Origin of the sequence: Salisaeta longa DSM 21114, assembly GCF_000419585.1 — a bacterium.
GTDB classification, from domain to species: domain Bacteria; phylum Bacteroidota; class Rhodothermia; order Rhodothermales; family Salinibacteraceae; genus Salisaeta; species Salisaeta longa.
The window spans coordinates 643,682-663,330 of record NZ_ATTH01000001.1; the positions used below are offsets into that span (position 1 = coordinate 643,682).

Here is a 19,649-nt window from a genome sequence, read left to right on the forward strand (position 1 = left end):
GACGGTGCCTGCTTGGGGGTATCGGACACGTGCGGTTGGAACGGCGCAGGATCGGTGCTACGTCAGGTTGCTGATGAGGTAGTTGGCGGCGAGCGCTTCGTATGCCTCCACCTGTGCGTGCTGCCAGGCCTCGTCGTGTCCGAGCGTTTCGGCCATTAAGCGGGCCACGGCGGGGGCACAGTCGATACTGGCCTGTGCATTGAGCAGGATCGAGCGCGTGCGCCGGGCCAGTACGTCCTCCACCGAACGGGCCATCTCGTGCTTCGCGGCCCACACCACCTGTACCGGACGCAGCGGGAGGCGATCGTCGAGGGGCTCGGCCCATTCGGGATGGTCGCGCATGAGGGTGCGAAGCTTGGTGGCATCCGAGCCGTAGTGCGCCAGGTCGCCAAACTGCTCGGCATGCTCGTGCCAGCCGTGGATGTGCAGGTCTTTCGTCACGCTCTCTTGCTCCTCAACGTCTGCCAGCACCGCCGCCCGGTCGATGGTATCCTCGGCCATCTTGCGGTACGTCGTCCACTTGCCGCCCGAGATGGTGACGAGGCCGTGCTTGGAAATGTGCACCACGTGCTCCCGCGAAATCTCGGACGTGTCGCTGGCCGGATGGCTGGGATCGGTGACGAGCGGACGGATGCCGGCAAACGTGCTCAATACGTCGTCGTGGGTCGGCGCTTTCACCAGATACCGCCCGGCGTGCTCCACGAGAAAGTCGATTTCTTGCTTCGTGGGCGTAGGCTCCAGGGAGGGCCCCTCCACTTCTTCGTCGGTTGTGCCGACCACCACGCGGTCGTGCCACGGGATGGCAAACAGGACGCGCCCGTCATCGGTTTTCGGAATCATGATGGCGGCATCGCCGGGAAGGAACGAGCGATCCAGCACGATGTGCGTGCCCTGGCTGGGGCGCAGCGTATCGTGCGCCTCCGGGTCGTCCATCTTCCGGATGCTGTCTGTAAAGATGCCGGTGGCGTTAATCACGGCGCGCGCCTGTAGCCTGTGGGTGGTGCCGCTTTCCTGATCGGTGGCAACGACCCCATCCACAACGCCATCGTCCGACTTGGTGAGGTCGTCCACCTTGAAGTAGTTCAGCGCCGTGCCGCCCTGTTCGACAAACGTCTGGGCCATATTTACCGCGAGGCGCGCGTCATCGAACTGCCCGTCGTAGTAGATAACACCACCGCGCAGCCCTTCCGGCGCAATGGTAGGCAAATGCTCGAGCGTTTTTTCCCGGCTTAGGTTTTTGGAGCGGCCGAAGTTTTGACGTCCGGCCAGCATGTCGTACACCTTCATGCCAATCCCGTAAAACGGCCCCTCCCACCAGTCGTAGTTGGGCACGATGAAGGCCAGGTTGTGCACCAGATGCGGCGCATTGCGCTGCAACAGGCCCCGCTCCTGAAGCGCTTCCAACACGAGCGATACGTTGCCCTGCTGCAGGTAGCGCACCCCGCCATGCACCAGCTTGGTGGAGCGGCTCGACGTGGCTTTCGCAAAGTCGTGCATCTCCAGGAGGAGGGTGTCGTAGCCGCGGGCGGCAGCTTCAATGGCGCAGCCGAGCCCGGTGGCGCCACCGCCGATGACGATAAAATCCCACGGCTCGTTGTGGGCTTCAAGGGTCTGCAGGGCTGCGTCGCGATCCATGGTGCTGTTAGGGTTAGGAAAGGAGGCGGGGCAACGGATGACGTGGGGCGCTATTGGAGGCGCCCGTTGTGGACGTCATCGCGCGCGATCTTCACAAATGGCGGGCAATGGGTTCACCCGCAGGGTTTCGTTACGAAAGATAGTATAGGTAAAACGAAGATTGAATGCAAGCCAAAACGTAACCCAGGCGTTATGGAACGAGGGGTGGGACGCGAGAGGCTTCATGCGCGACGGGCCGTACCCCCGGGGCCCGCGTCAAGCCCCACGGTGTCTTCCAAGAACGCACGGCAGAGGGCGTGGACGTCGGCTGCGTCCCGGGCGGCCAATGCCTCGTGGGCGAGGGCGCGCGCCGGGTCGCGTGGGCAGTGGCGGACGATGGCCTTTACCAGCGGAACGGCCGGCGGAGCCACGCTGAGGCGCTCGATGCCCAATCCCAAAAGCAACGGAACGGCCGCGGGCTGCGCGGCGAGTTCCCCGCACACGCTCACCGGAAGCGGCCCCGACGCTTCGCGCGCGGCGGTGGCCACCTGATCGATGAGCGATAGCACCGGCGGGTGCAAGGCATCCGACAAGCTCTGGAGGCCGTCGTGCTCGCGGTCGGCGGCCATGGTGTACTGCGTGAGGTCGTTTGTGCCAATCGAGAAGAAATCGACGTGGGCGGCGAAGCGTGCGGCGGCGAGTGCGCTGGCGGGCGTTTCGATCATCATGCCCAGTGGAAGCGCATCTGCGGCCGGTACGCCGGCGCGCTGCAGGTCATCGCGGGCCGCGTGGAGGGCCGCCCGCGTCTGCTCAATCTCGGATGGTACGGCAACCATCGGGAGCATCAGCGACACGTCGTGCGTGGCTGCAACGCGCAAAATGGCCCGAAGCTGGGACTGGAACAGCGACGGCATCTGCAGCAGCACGCGAATGCCGCGCAGCCCCAGAAATGGATTCGCCTCCGGCGGGAGCGGCACGTAGGGCAGCGGCTTGTCGCCGCCCACGTCGAGGGCACGGACCACCACGGGCTTCCCGCCGAGGCGCGTGGCTACATCGTTGAGCGCGCCAACCTGCTCGTCTGCTGACGGCGGGTCGTTGCGGCCGGTAAACAGAAACTCGGTACGCAGCAACCCAACGCCATCGGCGCCCATCGCGGCAGCGGTTGCGGCGTCGGCGGGACGGTTGACGTTGGCCGTTACGAACACCCGGGGCCCGTCGGGGGTGTGGGCCGGCGCGTGGGCCGCGGACACGCGCTCGGCGCGCGCCTCCTCCGCGGCAGACTGCTGGCCGCGCAGGTCTCGCTCAATTTCGGACGACGGATCGATCCACACGGCGCCCGTGTCGCCTCGAAGGGCCACGCGCGTGCCATCGGGGATCGCGAGCACGTCTGCGCCGGCGCCAAAAACGGCCGGGAGGCCCTGCGAGCGAAGCAGGATGGCGCTGTGCGAGGTGGCATTGCCCTGGGCGCAGAGGATACCCCGCACCGGTCGGTCTTGCAGTGCGGGGACGTCAGAAGGCGCGAGGCTGCGGGCCACAAGGATAAACGGCTCGCCAGGATCGATGGGGGCGGGCGCCTCGCCCAGGAGGTGCCGCACCACCCGATGGCCTACGTCGCGTACGTCGTCGGCGCGCTGTTGCAGGTAGGCATCGTCCATCGCTGCGTACTCCTCTGCGAGTGCTGTTACGGCCTCCATCCAGGCGCGGGCGGCGGGGCGATGGGCCTCCACAATCGCGCGGCGCACCCGGCGGCGCAGGGCCTCGTCGGCAAGCAAGAGGGCCTGTGCGTCTAAGATAGCAGCGGCGTCGTGCATCCCGGCAGCGGCCATCTCCGATTGTTCGGCGTCCATCTGTTTCGCTACCGTGTCGAGAGCGTCCTGGAGATCGCTCCAGGCAGCTTCGGGGGCATCGGGGGGCGTGTCGGGCAGGTCGGGACGCGTGGCGCGCTGTTGGTAGATCGGGCCAAGCGCAATGCCGCCGGCCACCGGCTGCCCCACAATGGTTGCCTCGGGGCCCGTGGCTGAAGCGGGCGCCGCGGGTTCTTCAGCAGTCGATGGATCGGGTGCTGCGTCGCGGGGCGCTTCAAGTTCTCCAAACCCCTCACGGATGAGATCGGCAAGTGCGCTGAGCGCCGCCTCCGCCTGTGGACCCTCGGCCGAGAGGCGCAATCGATCGTTGTGCCCGGCCCCCAGCATCATAACCGACGACACGCTGCGGGCAGACACGGGGCCGCGGCGGGCGGTGCGGTTCTCGATGCGAATCGTTGCGTCAAACGTGCTGGCGGTGCGAATGAGTTGGGCCGCGGGGCGCGCGTGCAATCCGTGCGGGTTGGGCAGGGTAACCTCCACCGTACGCGTCGCATCGGTCGGTGCAGCCGCGGCAGCGTCCTCCGGCGCTGTATCATCGGGGACGGTGTCGCCGGTAGCCTCCGCAACGGCGGCCACTTTCTGCTGAAGGGCGCCCACGGCCTCGCGATACGCCGCGTCGAGATTGGCACCCACGCTGGCCTGCACGGCGGCGCTGAGGGTGCCTTCTACAAACGGGGCGGGACACAGGCGCACGCGGGAACGCACCGCATCGGGCAGGAGGTCGAGGGCCAGTTCTGCGCTGAGTACGGCGCTGCCCACGTCAACCAGCAGGAGGGTTTCGGCGTCGGGCGGGCCGTCGGTGATGGCCGCTACGATAGCCGTCGCGTCGGTTCCAAACGCCACCCCGTCGTCGGTACCGGCCGCGATGGAGATGGGTACGTCGTCGCCCGCCATCTGCCGCACGAAGTCGACCAGGCGCTCGGCGAGGGGGCGGCTGTGGGAGACAAGCACAAGGTGAAGCATGCAAGCAGGGCGCTAAGGCCCGGTTAAAGAACGCGGAGGGCTGTACGGGCGGCATCCACGGGCTGGCGCTCACGCAGGACGTAGGGCCTCGGCTGCGGTGGCAAACAGGTAGTAGGTAGACGTGGCGCCGGGGTCTTGGTGTCCTTTGCTGCGCTCGCCGAGGTAACTTGCGCGTCCTTTGCGTGCAACGAGCGGGGTTGTTTCATTCATGCCATCTTTGGCGGCTGCGGCCGCCTGCTGCAGCGCAGCGCCAAACGCTTCGTCGTTGTCTGCCGCCGCGTGTAGGGCGCGCACGGCGGGCACAAGCGCATCGACCATGGTCTTGTCGCCCAGGTCGGCCTTGCCCCGGCGCTTCACCCCATCGAGGCCCGCCTGCATCATGGCCGTCCACGCGGCAAGATCCACCGTATCGGCAGGGGCCGCCTTGGCCGCCTCCATAAAAAACGTCCCGTAGAGCGGTCCGCTGGCCCCGCCGGTTTTGGAGATGAGCGCCATCGCCACGCTTTTAAGGAGCGCAGGCGGTGTAGACGCCTCCTCAAGGTCCGCAGAGGCCGCACGCAGGCCACGGGTCATGTTTTGACCGTGGTCGCCGTCTCCAATCGCTGAATCCAGCGTGGTGAGATACGTCTTGTGTTCGGCCACGTGGTCAGCGAAGGCCTGAATCCAGCGTGCGAGGTCGTTGGTGGTGAGCGCCATGAAAGACAAAAGTCATTGGTGAAGCCAGTGAATGGGCAGCCGATACAGCTATACGCCCCACCGCAGCGCAGGCGTGTGCACGGGCGCATCCCACAAGCGGAGGCGCTCGTCATCCATTTGCAGCATCGTGATGGAGAGCCCCGCCATTTCGAGGCTCGTGATGTACGGCCCTACGAGGTTGCGCACCACCCGCAGGCCGTGCTGTTCGGCGACAGCGGCTGCCCGGCGGTACGCCAGGTAGACCTCAATCAGCGGCGTTCCGCCCATGCTGTTAACGAAGAGGAGGACGTCGTCGCCCGCGGTAAACGGCAGATCCTTGATGATGGGCTCCATGAGCATGTCCACAATTTCATCGGCCGACGCCAGGGGTTTGCGCGCGCGCCCCGGTTCGCCGTGAATGCCAATCCCGATTTCCATCTCGTCGTCGCTCAGGTCGAAGGTTGGCGTGTCGGAGGTGGGCAGCTGGCACGACGTGAGGGCCATGCCCATGCTGCGCACGGTGTCGTTGCAGCGATCGGCCAAATCCGCAACGTCGTCGAGCGAATAGCCCGCGTCGGCCGCTGCGCCGCATAGCTTTTCGATCAGAACCGTGCCGCCCACGCCGCGCCGGCCGGCCGTGTAGGTGCTGTCTTCAACCGCCACGTCGTCGTTGATGACCACGCTGCGCACCTCGACGCCGCTGTCTGCTGCAAGGTCGGCGGCCATCTCGAAGTTCATCACGTCGCCTGTGTAATTTTTTACCAGGTGGAGCACGCCCGCGCCGCCGTCGATGGCCTCGGTGGCTGCTTGCATCTGATCGGGGGTGGGGCTGGTGAACACTTCGCCGGGGCAGGCCGCATCGAGCATGCCGCGGCCCACGAAGCCGTTGTGCATGGGCTCGTGTCCGCTCCCACCGCCCGACAGCAAACCCACCTTGCCCGTTTGGGCCCCGTCGGCGCGAACGACGTACGTGGGATCGGTGTGCACCGTGACGAGGTCAGGGTGGGCGGCGCCGAAGCCCTGAAGCGATTCGCGGACGACGGCTTCCGGGTCGTTGATGAGTTTTTTCATGGGCCGATAGGCAGATGGACGATGGACCGCGTGGATTCTTGGAAGCCCTTCCAGCATAAGCCGTTGTGCACGAAGGGGGCAACAGGCGCTGTATGACTCCGGAGTGTTGAAGTAAGATGAACATTGGGGGCAGAAAACGCAACCGGCGGCGCCACTTTTCTTGCATGTGCGCTGCGGGTCCGCGCGCTGACGCTTCGGGGCGTGGTTACGGGCGGTAAGTCACAGACAGCGCCACGGAGCGTCCGGCAAATCCGTACGGGGCCGCGCGGGGGTAGCGCGCCACGTCGTCGCCCTGATACGGAGCGGGCCACGCGGTGGGGTACTGGTCGAGCAGGTTGTTGACCCGCAAGCCCACGCGTAGCCGGTTGCCCCACATGGAGCGCCGGACGTGCAGGGCCACGCGCGTTTCGGGAGCAAAGCGCACGTCGTGGGCGGGCCGAACCCCGCGCCAATGAAAGGCCCCGGCATGCTGGACACGTACGCCCCACCGCCAGCGCGCCGTGGCATACGTGAGGGCCGCGCCGGTGAGGGCGCGGGGCTGCGCATCGACGAGGGCGCGGCGGGTGGCGCGTCCGAATCCGGGCTCGCGCGTGACGGTTTTGAGCACGCGGGGCGCGGTGTACAGCGCGGCCGCTTGCACGACGAGTTGCCGGTGGGCGCCGAGCGGGCGCCGGTACGCCGCCCGCGCTTGCACGCCGGGGACTGCCAGATCGAACGCATTGTCGAAGTGCCGGATGTAGGGCGCCGATTGTGCGGACTGTCGAAACAGCCGGTCGGGCAGGGCCCGCGAGAGGGTAATGCGGTCGCGGATGAGCTGGTAAAAGAGGCGGCCGCTTAGGCGGAGCGACGACCCGCGGTACTGTCCGCCCAGGGCTGCTAGAAGCGTGGTTTCTTCGCGGAGCCGGTTGGCATCGCCGCTGCGCGCCAGCTGCGCCGACGCCACATGCGTGACGCGGGCGACGGTGCGCGGCGGTTGTGCAAGGTTTTGGTCGCCGGTTGTGCGGAGCGGGAGGACCCACGTGTCCAGCGTGGTGGTGGCGTAGCGCTGCATGAGCGTCGGCAGGCGCAAGCCCATGCGGCCGATCAGGAAGAAGCGGAGGCGCGGGGAAGCCGAAAGGCGAAGGCCCGTGAGGCCGTTGAGCGTAGCGCTGGAGTCGGAGGCAAAGGCAAAGCGGCCGCCAAAATCGAGCGTGAGGCGCGCCGCCAGCGGGATGGCCACGTCGACGGTTGCATCGACCCGCGTGCGGCGCCCGTCGGGTGCGAGGGCGGGATCTAGCGGCTGCAGACCGGCCACCTGCGTCCCGGCCGGAGCCCCTGCCTGCTGCGTTAGCGTCTCGTGACTGACGCGCGCGCCGGCGTGGACGGCCAGCGGCCGCACGAAGCCGACATCTACTGTTCCGCTAAGCGTAGCCCGCAGCGCGCCGAGGCGTGCGATGCGCGCCCCGACGCCCACATCGGGCCGCACGGGCGTGCCCAGCGGCAGAGCGGCCGTGGCGGTTGAGCGGAGGTGCACGGTGTGGTGCTGCGCGGCCAGCGAGAGGTCGTAGCGCCACGTAGGCGTCCATGGCCCACGCACCCCCGCCACCACAGCGCCGCTGTACACGTCGGTCTGGCTCCACGGTTGTACAGCGCGGGCCTCATCGGGCCTTGGCGTCCAGCGGAAGCGGGGCGTATCGGTTGCTTTCCACCGCAAACCGCCGGTCGCGTAGAGCGTGGGGCCATCGGCCAGCGGCCATGCGCCGTCCACCCACGCGCCGGCCTGACGCACGGCACGCTGTCCCCACCAGCCGTGGGATGGCTGCACGGCGCGCTGCGTGACGGCCCGGTGTTGTCCGTGGGCATAGGCGTTGAGGAAGCCGTCGTTGGGCAGGCGCCAGCCGCGCGCGAGGGCCGCGGCATAGTGGGCGCCGTCGGAAGGAACGCGGGCCGGTCCGGTGCGCCCGGCGCGCAGCGTTGTGGTAAGCGGGAGCGGCGTGTTGGGCCAGCGGGTGCGCACCACGCCGCCCAGGACGTCAGTGCCGTAGCGCAGTGCGTTGTGCGGGGCGACGGCGTATGTTGAAGCGCGGGCCAGGGGCGGCGTCCACGACGCATCCAGCGGCTGTGCGCCAAGCCACCGCCCAGGGGCCGTGTGCAAAAGCAGCGGCGTGGGGAGTCCGCGGCGGCCCATGCGCAGGCGCAGGCTGCGGTCGGGCGCCAGTCCGTAGCGGGAGGGCGCAGCCACGTGCGCGAGGCCGCGGGGCATGGTGTAGCGGGGCGATAGCACAAGCGTATCGGCGGGTACCGGCTGGGCCGCTACGGGCCCCAATCCCCACACCATACCGAACACAGCAAGCCAAACGATGCGCACGCGCCAGGTTCTCTGATGAATAAACCGCGGGGCCCGCTTCCCCCTGCGTTGCGCCGTGGGAAATGAGCCTCCCACACGTATCGCCTTTCGCACCTCGGAGTTGCAACGGGGCCGCTTGGTCATCCTGGAAGGGAGGGCGCCACAGGTCATTCCGTAGGGGAAATCCCGGCAGTGAGGCAATTTACTGAGCGTGTTTTGCTTGTACACGGAGATCGCATCGTAGATATAACCTTCGGCCCCACCAGTGGCATGACCTCCGGCCCCCGCGTCGCCTTCGGCTCCTCGCGATGACAAGAGAAGGGGCTGCTATTATGGTGTGTTGGGCGTGCAGTTGGGCAAACCAACCCGATTGGCCATTTGAACCATTTGGTGTTCATTTTCTCATCAACCAATGATGTCATTGCGAGCGAACATAGTGAGCGCGGCAATCTCCACAACCGGGCAATCTCCACAACCGGGCAAACGCCACAAACAGACGATCCCGGCCGGCACGCCCTTCAGGGGCCACCACGTAAGGCTGTGATGGTGCCGTGGAAGCAGGCACCACGCGATTGCGCGCCGGGGGATGCATTCTTGATGACTCGTTTGTACGTTATCCCCCGATGTGCTCTGGTTCTGCCCGTCAGATTCTGCGATCTTCCATGCGTTTGCCCTCACTTTCTCCCCTCGGTGTGCTCGCTGCGCTTGTTGTGCTCCTGGCCGCGCCTGCAGCCGCACAGCGCATCACGTACCGGCCCACGTACGTGGAGCCGCAGCGCCCGCAGTACCACTTCACGCCGGCCATCAACTGGATGAATGACCCGAACGGGCTTGTGTACTACAACGGGGAATACCATCTTTTCTACCAGTACAATCCGTACGGCATCCAGTGGGGACACATGAGCTGGGGCCACGCCGTGAGTACGGATCTGGTGCATTGGACGCACCTGCCGGTGGCCATCCCCGAGCAGAACGGCGTCATGGCGTTTAGCGGAAGTGCGGTGGTGGATCATCAAAACACGAGCGGATTCGGCACAACAGAACATCCGCCGATGGTGGCCATCTACACCGGCCATCAGCCCACGAAGCAGGCGCAGTACCTGGCCTACAGCACCGACCGCGGCCGCACGTGGACGACCTACGAAGGCAACCCGGTGCTCGACATCGGGCGAAAGAATTTCCGTGATCCCAACGTCTTCTGGTATGCGCCCGAGCAGAAGTGGGTCATGCTTGTGGCGCTGCCGACGGAGTACAAGGTGCAGTTCTACGAATCGAAGAATTTGAAGGACTGGACCCTCATGAGCACCTTCGGGCCGCAGGGCGGCACGGGGGGCATCTGGGAATGCCCGGATCTCTTTCGGCTGCCGGTGGAAGGAACCAACGAAACGCGGTGGGTGCTGGAGGTAGACATGAATCCCGGCGCGCTGCACGGCGGCTCGGGCGGGCAGTACTTTGTGGGTTCGTTTGATGGCACGACGTTCACGCGGCTGCCCACGGCCGACACGAGCACCGTCAACTGGGTCGACTATGGGAAGGATTTTTACGCGGCCATCGACTGGGCCAACCTGCCGGATGCGCAAAACCGGCACGTGTGGATCGGCTGGATGAACAATTGGCAGTACGGCGAGCAGATTCCCACGCACCCGTGGCGCAGCGCGCAGAGCATCCCGCGGCGGCTCGCGCTGCGTCGCACCGATGACGGCTTTCGGCTCGTGCAGTATCCGGTGCAGGAGCTGCAGCAGCTGCGCGACATCCACCGGCACCTCACCGACCTTCCGGTGCCCGCGGGCACGCACAGCCTGCGCGATCACGGCATCAGCGGGCGTGCGCTCGAAATTGTAGCAACCATCGACGTAGGCACGGCCGAAGAGGTGGGGCTGAAGGTGCGCCGCGGCGGCACCGAAGAGACCCTGGTGGGCGTGGATGTGCGCGGCGAGCAGGTGTTTGTGGATCGGTCGCGCTCGGGCGTCACCGACTTCAGCGCGCACTTTGCCGGCCGCCACGAGGGACCGCTGCCCATCACCGACGGCCGCGTCACCCTGCGCGTGTTCGTGGACTGGTCATCGGTAGAGGTGTTTGCCGACGAGGGCTACACCGTCATCACCGATCGCATCTTTCCGCAACCGCAACACCAGGGCGTGGCCGTGTACGCCGAGGGCGGCGACGCGCGCATCGTGTCAATGGATGTGTGGACGCTACGTTCGGCCTGGGCTGTTCGCTGACAATCGGTTCAACAAGACCATGGCTATGTCAACGTCTGTGCTGTGCGTAGGGGAACTGTTGTGGGACGCGCTGCCGCGCGGCCTCTTTCTGGGCGGCGCGCCCTTCAACGTCGCGTGTCATGTGCATCAGCTGGGAACGAGCGCGCGCATCGCAAGCCGCGTGGGCGACGACGTGCTGGGGCACGAGGCGCTGCGGCGTGTGCGTGCGCGGGGGATGTCCGATGACTGCGTGCAGGTGGACGCCGCGCATCCCACCGGGTTTGTGGAGGTGGCGCTCGATGGCGGCGGCACGCCCGCGTACACGATCCGGGCCCCGGCGGCGTGGGACGTTATCGCGTCGTCGGAAGCGCTTACCGCTGCGGCGCGCGACGCCTCGGCGCTGGTGTTTGGGAGCCTGGCGCAACGCCACGACACCTCGCGGGCGACGATACGGGGGCTGTGGGCTACGGGCGCCCCGCTGGTGTTCGATGTGAACCTGCGCCCGCCGCACGTGGAGCGCGCGCACATCGAGGCGTCGTTGCACGCGGCAGCCATCGCCAAGATGAACGACGAGGAGCTCGCCCAGATGCAGGCGTGGTTCGGACTGCCGTCGGGCGACCGCGCGGCCATGCAGGCCCTCGCCGACCGCTTCCACCTGTCGATGGTATGCGTCACGCGGGGCGCGCACGGGGCGATGCTGTGGCACGAGGGCCGGTGGACGACGCATCCGGGGTATCGGGTGTCCGTCGCCGATACCGTAGGCGCGGGCGACGCTTTTCTGGCGGGCCTGCTCGTGGCGTACCTGCACGACCGCTCCGATGCCGATCTGCTCGACCACGCGGCGCGCCTGGGGGCCTACGTGGCCTCGCAGCAAGGCGCCACGCCCCCGTACGACGGGTTTGCATCGCTGCCGGCGCTCACGCGCAACCCCGCGCCTGACGAATCGGCCGTTTAACGCACCGTTTGCCTCCGCTCCATCGCGCTCCTTGTCTTTCTGCCTCGCCATGAAAAACTACGGTTCCGTCCTGCTCAGCACCATCGTGGCCTCGCTGGCCGGTTTTCTTTTCGGATTTGACACCATCGTGATCTCCGGGGCCGACCGGCCAATCCAGCTGCTGTGGCAAACCAGCGACCTGTTCCACGGCATCTTTATCATGTCGATGGCGCTGTGGGGCACCGTTATTGGCGCGCTGCTGGGCGGCTGGCCGTGCGACTGGTACGGGCGGCGGCGCACCCTCTTCTGGATCGGCGTGCTGTATCTGGCTTCGGCGCTCGGCTCGGCGCTCGCGCCCGGGCCGTACCTGTTCTCGGCCGCGCGGTTCATCGGCGGGCTGGGCGTGGGGGCCTCGTCCGTCGCGGTGCCCATCTACATCTCGGAGATCACGCCGGCGCGCAACCGCGGCAAGCTCGTGGCGCTCTATCAGTTCAACATCGTCTTTGGCATCCTCGTCGCGTACTTCTCCAACTACCTGATCGGCGAAGCCTTTGGGGCCAATGCATGGCGCTGGATGCTGGGGGCCGAGGCGCTACCGGCGGCCGTTTACGTTACGTTTGTGCTGGGCGTGCCCGAGAGTCCGCGTTGGCTGCTCCTGCGGAAGGGCGACGAAGCCACCGCGCGCACCCTGCTGAAGCAGCTCAACCCGTCGCACGACGTGGAGCAGATGGTTGCGTCCATTCGCGCGTCCGTATCGAAGCACGTGCCGCTGCGCGAGTTTTTCTCCGGCACCTTTCGCGTGCCCATTACGCTGGCCGTGCTGGTGGCCTTCTTCAACCAGATGTCGGGCATCAACTTCGTGTTGTACTACGCGCCGCGCATCTTTGCACAGGCCGGCATTGCCGCGGGCGACGTGTTGAGCGCCTCCATCCCGATTGGAGTGGTCAACCTCGTGTTTACGCTGTTGGGCATGTACCTCATCGACCGCGCCGGGCGCACGCGCCTCATGTACATCGGCTCGGTGGGCTACATCGCGTCGCTGAGCGGCGTGGCGTGGGCGTTTGCCACGGGCGCCGAGGGGGCGGTGGTGGTAGCGTTTGTGTGCGCGTTTATCGCGGCCCACGCGGTGGGGCAGGGCGCCGTCATCTGGGTGTTCATCTCGGAAATTTTCCCGAACGCCGTGCGCGACTACGGCATGTCGCTGGGGTCGGGGACGCACTGGGTGTGCGCGGCAATCATCACGCTCGTCACGCCAACGGTGCTGGGCGCCTTCTCCGGCGCACAAATCTTTGCCTTCTTTGCTGGCATGATGGTGCTGCAACTGGCGTTTGTGTGGGCGCTCATGCCCGAAACGAAGGGCCGCACGCTCGAAGAACTGGAGGACGACTTGGGCCTCTCGGTGGAAGCGGTGGAGGAGCTTGCCGAGACGTCCGAGCCGCCGGCGGCCTCCTGAGCGGCTCGCGCGCTGCGCTCTACAGTCTTTCCACGCAACTACGCGGGGGCGCTGTGCATTTGTTTGGAAGCGCTTTGCCTCCATCGCTTTCCCCAACTGCTTCTCCCTGCCCATGGATACGTCGCCCTACACCCCCGACCATCCGGTGCGCTTCGTGACGGCTACCAGCCTGTTCGACGGCCACGATGCGGCCATCAACATCATGCGCCGCATCTTGCAGGCCACCGGGGTTGAGGTCATTCACCTGGGACACAACCGCGCGGTGCAAGAAATTGTGGACACGGCGATTCAGGAAGACGCGCAGGGCATTGCCGTGTCGAGCTACCAGGGCGGGCACATGGAGTACTTCACGTACATGTACGACCTGCTTCAGGAGCGCGACGCCGGCCACATTCAGATTTTTGGTGGCGGGGGCGGCGTGATTGTGCCCGAGGAGATTGAGGAACTGGAGGCGTACGGCATCGCCAAAATCTTCTCGCCCGAAGACGGCATGGCGATGGGCCTGCAGGGCATGATTAACGCCATGGTGGAGGCGTGCGACTATCCGATCATCGAGAAGGGCTTTGCGCCCGATGCGTACGCGGGCCGCGATGCCCGCCGCATCGCCCGCCTGCTCTCGCGCCTTGAGCTGGCCCACGGGGCCGGCGAGGCGGTGCAGACCAAAGTGGCCGCGGGCGGCGAGGCCGAATCGGCGACCGGGGGCGACGGACTGCCAGAAGCCGCCGCCGTGGAGACCTCGGCGTCCGACCGGGCGACGGCTCCGGTCCTGGGCATCACCGGCACCGGCGGCGCGGGCAAGTCGACCCTTACCGACGAGCTCGTGCGGCACTTCCTGAACGACTTTGACGACCTGGAGCTTGCGATCCTGTCGGTGGACCCGACGCGGCGCCGCACGGGGGGCGCGCTCCTCGGCGACCGCATCCGCATGAACGCGATCTACGGCGACGGCGCGGCCGACCGGGTGTACATGCGCTCGTTTGCCACGCGGCAGGCCCACCGCTCCACCAGCGAGGCCCTCAAGGAAGCCATTGGCGTGTGCCAGGCCGCGGGCTTCGATCTTATCCTCCTGGAGACCGCGGGCATCGGGCAGAGCGACACCGAGATTGTGGACCTCACCGACGCGTCGCTCTACGTGATGACGCACGACTTTGGCGCGCCGACGCAGCTCGAAAAGATCGGCATGCTCGACCTGGCCGACTTCGTGGCGCTCAACAAGTTCGAGAAGCGCGGCAGCCAAGACGCCCTGCGCGACGTGCGCAAGCAGGTGCAGCGCAACCGCCTGCGGTTCGACGAAGACCCAGCGGACATGCCCGTGTACCCAACGATGGCCTCGCACTTTGGCGATCCGGGCGTCACGCGGCTCTACCAGGCGCTGCTCGAACATTTCAACGAGGCGTTCGACTTCGACCGCCGCTCGACGCTCTACGCCGACACGATCCCTGAGCCCGATCCGGCCGAGGTCGCCATCATCCCGCCCGATCGGCAGCGCTACCTGGGCGAAATTGTGGAAGCGTGCCAGGACTACCGCGCATGGGCCGAGCAGCAAGTGACCTATGCCCGCAAATGGGGCGAGGCCAAGGGCGCCCGCGCGCAGGTTGACGACTGGGCCCCCGAAGACCGCGAGCACCTTGGCGCGCGCCTCGATGCGATGGTCGACCACTGGTGGGCCAAGCTCGACGCCCGCTGCCAAACAATCCTCTCGGAGTGGGACCAGCTGGCGGCGGACTATCAGCAGGACGAGTTTACCTACACCGTGCGCGGCCGCGACATCACCGTGCCGTTGTACAAAGAGAGCCTTAGCGGCACCAAAATTCCGCGCGTGGCGTTGCCCACCACCGAAGATCCCGGCGAGCGGTTGGCGTTTGCGTTGCTGGAGAATCTGCCGGGCTACTATCCGTTTACGGCCGGGGTGTATCCGTTTAAGCGCACCGGCGAAGATCCCACCCGCATGTTTGCCGGCGAGGGCTCGCCCGAGCGCACCAACCGGCGGTTTCACCTCGTCAGCGAAGGCACGCCCGCCAACCGCCTCTCCACCGCCTTCGACAGCGTCACGCTCTACGGCTTCGACCCCGACGAGCGGCCCGACATCTACGGGAAGGTGGGCAACGCGGGCGTCTCGGTATGCACGCTCGACGACATGAAGAAGCTCTACTCGGGCTTCGACCTGGCCGACCGCAAGACCAGCGTGTCGATGACCATCAACGGCCCGGCGCCGATGATTCTGGCGATGTTTCTGCAAACCGCCATCGACCAGCAGGTAGAGAAGCACCTGAAGGACGAAGGCCGCTGGGACGACGTGGATCGGCTCATTGACGAGAAGCTGGGCGACGAGCGGCCTTCCTACGTGCCGTACGGGCCCAACGGCCGCGAAGACGACCTGCCGCCCACGCACGACGGCAGCGGCCTGGGCCTGCTGGGCTGCACCGGCGCTGAGCTTGTAGAATGGGGCGCGCTGGACGCCGACACGTACGCGCGTATCCGCGACGAGACGCTGCATGTGGTACGCGGCACCGTGCAAGCCGACATCCTGAAGGAGGATCAGGCACAGAACACCTGCATCTTCTCAACGGATTTTGCACTGCGGATGATGGGCGACATCCAGCAGTCGTTCATCGACCACGACGTGCGCAACTTCTACTCGGTGTCCATCTCCGGGTATCACATCGCCGAGGCCGGAGCAAACCCCATCACGCAGCTTGCCTTTACGCTGGCCAACGGCTTCACGTACGTGGAGTACTACTTGAGCCGGGGCATGGACATCGACGACTTTGCGCCGAACCTGTCGTTCTTCTTCTCGAACGGCATGGACCCCGAGTACAGCGTGATTGGGCGCGTGGCGCGGCGCATTTGGGCGGTGGCCATGCGCGAGAAGTACGGCGCCAACGAGCGGAGTCAGAAGCTCAAGTACCACATCCAGACCTCGGGCCGCAGCCTGCACGCGAAGGAGATCCAGTTCAACGACATTCGCACGACGCTGCAGGCGCTCTACGCGATTTATGACAACTGCAACAGCCTGCACACCAACGCCTACGACGAGGCCATTACCACGCCCACGGAGGAGAGTGTGCGGCGGGCCATTGCCATCCAGATGATCATCAACAAGGAGCTGGGCACCACGATGAACGAGAATCCGCTGCAGGGCTCGTTTATCTTTGAGGAGCTCACGGACCTGGTGGAGGAGGCCGTGCTGCACGAATTTCAGCGCATCAACGAGCGGGGCGGCGTGCTGGGCGCCATGGAAAGCATGTACCAGCGCGGCAAGATCCAGCAGGAGTCGATGCACTACGAGGAGAAAAAGCACTCCGGCGAGCGGCCCATCATTGGCGTGAACACGTTCACGCGCGACGAAGACAGCGAGCAGCCCGAGGACGAGCAGGTCGACCTTATGCGCTCCTCCGACGACGAGAAGCAGCATCAGCTGCGCAGCCTGCGGGCGTTTCAGCAGCGGTATGAAGACAAGGCCGCCGACGCCCTCGATGCGCTCCGTAGCACCGCGCGCGCCGGGGGGAATACCTTCGACGTGCTCATGGACGCCGTGAAGTACTGCTCGCTCGGGCAAATCACCGACGCGTTTTTCGAGGTGGGCGGCCGGTATCGGCGGAATATGTAATGTCGTGTGAGGATGTGAGATTGTGAGGGGCACCTGGCGTGAATCCTGTAGGCGATATGCCGTATGTTGAAAGCAGCCCCGTGCCGCAGATCGTCATCGATACGAATGTGCTCGTGTCTGGCCTTCGGTCGAGCCAAGGCTGGTCCCACCGCCTGTTGCAGCGGGTGGGTACCGGCCGTTTCGACATCAACCTTTCGGTGCCCCTCGTCCTTGAATATGAAGCCGTTTTGCTCGATATGGAGCCGGACCTGCCGGTTGACGAAGAGGTCATCCAGGCCGTGATTGACTTTCACTGCCGTGTGGCACGCAAGCATCGCATATTTTACCTGTGGCGACCGCGGCTGAAAGATCCGGACGACGGGATGGTGTTCGAGTTGGCCGTCCGCGCGAATTGCGATGTAATCGTCACATTCAACCAAAGCGACTTTGTCGGCGTAGAAGAATTCGGCATAGAGGTACGCACGCCGGGAGAATTTCTGAAACAAATTGGAGCCGGTCCGGGGGTTTAGCCATGAGCACGATCAATGTTACCCTTCCGAACTCGCTGGAGCGCCAACTGCGGGAGCTCGCCGAGCAAGAAGGCATTTCGGCCGATCAGTTCATCGCCACGGCGGTTGCCGAAAAGATGTCGGCACTTATGACAGAGGAATACCTTGAACGACGAGGGCGTCGTGGCAGCCGGGAGAAGTACGAGGCGGCGCTGTCGCGCGTCCCGGATATCGAGCCGGACGAGCGGGATCGTATCGAGTAGGTGTTCCCCGAGCGTCCTTGCGCTGATGACAGCCGTGAAGGGGTGTTCGCTCGTCCCGATCACGCACGCCTTCTTCAACGTCGGCGGCCGGTACCGGCGGAATATGTAGGGGCGTAAAATATAATCCGTAGAGGAACGGGTATGTGGGGGCTTTCTGTAAGTGTTATACATCGCTTACGTACATCACCTAGTGCGCACCCATGATTCGCACACAGATTTATCTCATGGAAAAGGAGCGGGCGGCGCTGCAGCGGTTGGCGGCAGAGCGTGGTGCGTCGCAGAGTGCGCTAATACGCGAGGCGGTCGATCTGTATCTTGACGACCGTTCGCACGAAGAGCGATTAGCAAAGTTAAGAGCCGCTCGCGGGATGTGGAACGACCGCGCGAATGTCCACGCGACGTTTCGGGCCATTCGTGAGAGCATGGACCGTAATGTGCAGGGCCCGTCTGGCAAAGACCATCCTGCTTCCGATGGCTGAACGCCCACTGTTCGATACCTCGGTTCTGGTCGATTATCTGCGGGGCAGAGACGATGCCATTCCATACATCGAGAGCCGTACGGGCCCCCTGCTGCTACCGACGGTTGTCGTCGCGGAATTGTATGCGGGCGTACGAGACGGTAAGCGCGAAGCGTTGGCAACGACGCTCCGTGCTTTTGACATCTACCCCGTCACCGCGTCCATCGCGAAACGCGGCGGGCTGTTCAAGCGGGACTATTAGCCCTCGCACGGTACCGGGCTGGCCGATGCGCTCATTGCAGCCACCGCAGAGGTACACGGCGCGCATCTCGTAACCCTCAATGAGCGTTACGTCCCGATGCTGGAGGAAGTCACCGTCCCATATCGGGCGTTATAGGGGAAGAAACGTGGAAATCAATGTCAGATTCCTTCGGCGATGCCCATATTTCAAATCGAAGACCAAACGCTCTTCACAATCTCGCAGGATACCTTCGATCGCGAGAAAGAGCTTCAGACGCTGATTGAGAAGAATTTGGGACCGGTTTTTAATTGCCGGTTCGTGGCTTCGGAGTTCTCAACGGGTGCGGTTCATGCGGGTCGCATCGACACGCTCGCGCTCTCCGAAGAGAATCATCCGGTGATTATCGAGTACAAGAAGGTCAAATCCTCGGAGCTGATCAACCAGAGTTTATTTTACCTGCACTGGCTTCAGGATCATCAAGGCGATTTCGAGATTGCCGTGCAGCACGCAATCGGACCAGATGTAGAAGTGGATTGGGCCGATATACGCGTCATCTGCATTGCGCCCAACTACAAGCGATATGACATTCACGCCGTGCAGGTGATGGGAGCAAATATCGAGCTTTGGAAGTATCGCTTGTTCGAGAACTCGACCCTATACCTGGAAGAAGTCTATCAGGCATCAGTTGCCTCATCGCCATCAATGCGCCATGACGGCAAAAATCCTGTCATGGTGGAGGCAGGCAAGAAAGCAGCCATCACCCGTGCAACGGCAACTTACACATTTGACGAACATCTAGAGGGTAAACCGGAGGAAATCCAGGATCTTACGTTGGCTGTCCAAGAGTTTGTTGTAAATCTCGATCCGTCCATCGAAGAGGTACCAAAAAAGCATTACATTGCTTATAAGGGATCGCAAAACATAATATGCGTTCAGGTGCAAAAACGGCGGGTTCTGCTTCACTTAAAACTTGAACCTAAGACGCTGGGTCAACTGCCTGATACAGCGCGGGATGTCACTGATATTGGGCATTACGGCACCGGAGACCTTGAATTGTCCGTCAGCACGGAAGAAGAGCTTGCAGTAGCTAAGCCCTTTATCGAAAAGGCATATCAAAAAGTTGGTGGATAGGCAGCACATGACCGACTTCAGTCCCAACATTTAACTCTACAAAGCTGAACTCCACGCGCTCTGCGGCGCATACGGCGTGGAGTGGCTCAAGCAGTTTGGGTCTGGTACCTCGGAGGCGTTCGGCGTTGCGTCGTGCGTTGCTGCGTTGCAGTTCCGGCGGTCGGTTGTGGCATAGCCACGCTGCAACCATCGCCGCCCGCGCCCTGGGCGGGCCGCTGTGGAGGGTCGGCGAAAATGGCGGGCAGCTCGTGTATCGGTACGGCGTGGGCGTGGAGGCCGTTGAGCAATCGGCCGGCGGCGCGCAGCAGGCCCGTCGCGGCATCCATCCAAAATAAAAGAAACCGGGCGCGGGCCGC

Annotated in this window: 15 protein-coding genes; 10 read left to right on the plus strand and 5 right to left on the minus strand. The window is 64.8% G+C overall.

All coding sequences use genetic code 11. From position 1 onward, the window contains the following. Positions 1-57 precede the first annotated feature (57 nt). From SALLO_RS0102775 to SALLO_RS0102795, 5 genes are all read right to left on the minus strand, one after another. Entirely contained in the window at positions 58-1,635 is a 1,578-nt protein-coding gene (locus SALLO_RS0102775) for a glycerol-3-phosphate dehydrogenase/oxidase (protein WP_022834802.1), read from the minus strand. A 221-nt stretch (positions 1,636-1,856) separates the two neighbouring features. Further along, positions 1,857-4,442 (minus strand): phosphoenolpyruvate--protein phosphotransferase, encoded by a 2,586-nt coding sequence (gene ptsP, locus SALLO_RS14740; protein ID WP_022834803.1) that lies wholly within the window; start codon positions 4,440-4,442, stop codon positions 1,857-1,859. Positions 4,443-4,511: 69 nt separating this feature from the next. Beyond that, a complete protein-coding gene (gene dhaL / locus SALLO_RS0102785; RefSeq protein WP_022834804.1) occupies positions 4,512-5,138 on the minus strand; it encodes a dihydroxyacetone kinase subunit DhaL in 627 nt (208 codons plus the stop codon). 48 nt (positions 5,139-5,186) lie between these two features. Next, positions 5,187-6,188 carry a dihydroxyacetone kinase subunit DhaK gene (gene dhaK, locus SALLO_RS0102790; protein ID WP_022834805.1) on the minus strand — a complete coding sequence of 334 codons (1,002 nt, stop codon included), beginning with the start codon at positions 6,186-6,188 and terminating at the stop codon, positions 5,187-5,189. A 205-nt stretch (positions 6,189-6,393) separates the two neighbouring features. Next, complete coding sequence (locus tag SALLO_RS0102795; protein ID WP_157621171.1) at positions 6,394-8,535, minus strand: TonB-dependent receptor; 2,142 nt, start codon at positions 8,533-8,535, stop codon at positions 6,394-6,396. A 671-nt stretch (positions 8,536-9,206) separates the two neighbouring features. On the opposite strand from SALLO_RS0102795, the gene SALLO_RS14745 reads away from it, so the two are divergent. From SALLO_RS14745 to SALLO_RS18360, 10 genes are all read left to right on the plus strand, one after another. Then, positions 9,207-10,736: a glycoside hydrolase family 32 protein gene (locus tag SALLO_RS14745; RefSeq protein ID WP_022834807.1), complete on the plus strand. Its 1,530-nt coding sequence runs from the start codon at positions 9,207-9,209 to the stop codon at positions 10,734-10,736. Between the two features lie 25 nt (positions 10,737-10,761). After that, a complete protein-coding gene (locus SALLO_RS18655; RefSeq protein ID WP_022834808.1) occupies positions 10,762-11,670 on the plus strand; it encodes a carbohydrate kinase family protein in 909 nt (302 codons plus the stop codon). Between the two features lie 31 nt (positions 11,671-11,701). After that, positions 11,702-13,102, plus strand: coding sequence for a sugar porter family MFS transporter (locus SALLO_RS14750; RefSeq protein WP_228702762.1), 1,401 nt, complete (start codon positions 11,702-11,704; stop codon positions 13,100-13,102). Positions 13,103-13,214: 112 nt separating this feature from the next. After that, positions 13,215-16,712 (plus strand): methylmalonyl-CoA mutase family protein, encoded by a 3,498-nt coding sequence (locus SALLO_RS0102815; protein ID WP_022834810.1) that lies wholly within the window; start codon positions 13,215-13,217, stop codon positions 16,710-16,712. 56 nt (positions 16,713-16,768) lie between these two features. Beyond that, entirely contained in the window at positions 16,769-17,221 is a 453-nt protein-coding gene (locus SALLO_RS0102820; protein ID WP_022834811.1) for a PIN domain-containing protein, read from the plus strand. Positions 17,222-17,223: 2 nt separating this feature from the next. Beyond that, positions 17,224-17,463, plus strand: coding sequence for a CopG family transcriptional regulator (locus SALLO_RS0102825; RefSeq protein ID WP_022834812.1), 240 nt, complete (start codon positions 17,224-17,226; stop codon positions 17,461-17,463). Positions 17,464-17,663: 200 nt separating this feature from the next. Then, a complete protein-coding gene (locus SALLO_RS0102830; RefSeq protein WP_022834813.1) occupies positions 17,664-17,942 on the plus strand; it encodes a ribbon-helix-helix domain-containing protein in 279 nt (92 codons plus the stop codon). After that, entirely contained in the window at positions 17,935-18,183 is a 249-nt protein-coding gene (locus SALLO_RS18660; RefSeq protein ID WP_051141266.1) for a PIN domain-containing protein, read from the plus strand. Before SALLO_RS0102830 ends, SALLO_RS18660 begins: the two co-directional genes overlap by 8 nt. Positions 18,184-18,357: 174 nt before the next feature. Further along, positions 18,358-19,293 carry a DUF5655 domain-containing protein gene (locus SALLO_RS0102840; RefSeq protein ID WP_022834814.1) on the plus strand — a complete coding sequence of 312 codons (936 nt, stop codon included), beginning with the start codon at positions 18,358-18,360 and terminating at the stop codon, positions 19,291-19,293. A 164-nt stretch (positions 19,294-19,457) separates the two neighbouring features. Further along, positions 19,458-19,628 carry a hypothetical protein gene (locus SALLO_RS18360; protein ID WP_022834815.1) on the plus strand — a complete coding sequence of 57 codons (171 nt, stop codon included), beginning with the start codon at positions 19,458-19,460 and terminating at the stop codon, positions 19,626-19,628. Positions 19,629-19,649: the final 21 nt, after the last annotated feature.

What these genes read in the sequence shown, in the direction of transcription:
- SALLO_RS0102775 (WP_022834802.1), bottom strand. Translation starts at nt 1,635, where the DNA reads ATGGATCGCGACGCAGCCCTGCAGACCCTTGAAGCCCACAACGAGCCG.
- ptsP (WP_022834803.1), bottom strand. Translation starts at nt 4,442, where the DNA reads ATGCTTCACCTTGTGCTTGTCTCCCACAGCCGCCCCCTCGCCGAGCGC.
- dhaL (WP_022834804.1), bottom strand. Translation starts at nt 5,138, where the DNA reads ATGGCGCTCACCACCAACGACCTCGCACGCTGGATTCAGGCCTTCGCT.
- dhaK (WP_022834805.1), bottom strand. Translation starts at nt 6,188, where the DNA reads ATGAAAAAACTCATCAACGACCCGGAAGCCGTCGTCCGCGAATCGCTT.
- SALLO_RS18655 (WP_022834808.1), top strand. Translation starts at nt 10,762, where the DNA reads ATGTCAACGTCTGTGCTGTGCGTAGGGGAACTGTTGTGGGACGCGCTG.
- SALLO_RS0102815 (WP_022834810.1), top strand. Translation starts at nt 13,215, where the DNA reads ATGGATACGTCGCCCTACACCCCCGACCATCCGGTGCGCTTCGTGACG.
- SALLO_RS0102820 (WP_022834811.1), top strand. Translation starts at nt 16,769, where the DNA reads ATGCCGTATGTTGAAAGCAGCCCCGTGCCGCAGATCGTCATCGATACG.
- SALLO_RS0102825 (WP_022834812.1), top strand. Translation starts at nt 17,224, where the DNA reads ATGAGCACGATCAATGTTACCCTTCCGAACTCGCTGGAGCGCCAACTG.
- SALLO_RS0102830 (WP_022834813.1), top strand. Translation starts at nt 17,664, where the DNA reads ATGATTCGCACACAGATTTATCTCATGGAAAAGGAGCGGGCGGCGCTG.
- SALLO_RS18660 (WP_051141266.1), top strand. Translation starts at nt 17,935, where the DNA reads ATGGCTGAACGCCCACTGTTCGATACCTCGGTTCTGGTCGATTATCTG.
- SALLO_RS0102840 (WP_022834814.1), top strand. Translation starts at nt 18,358, where the DNA reads ATGCCCATATTTCAAATCGAAGACCAAACGCTCTTCACAATCTCGCAG.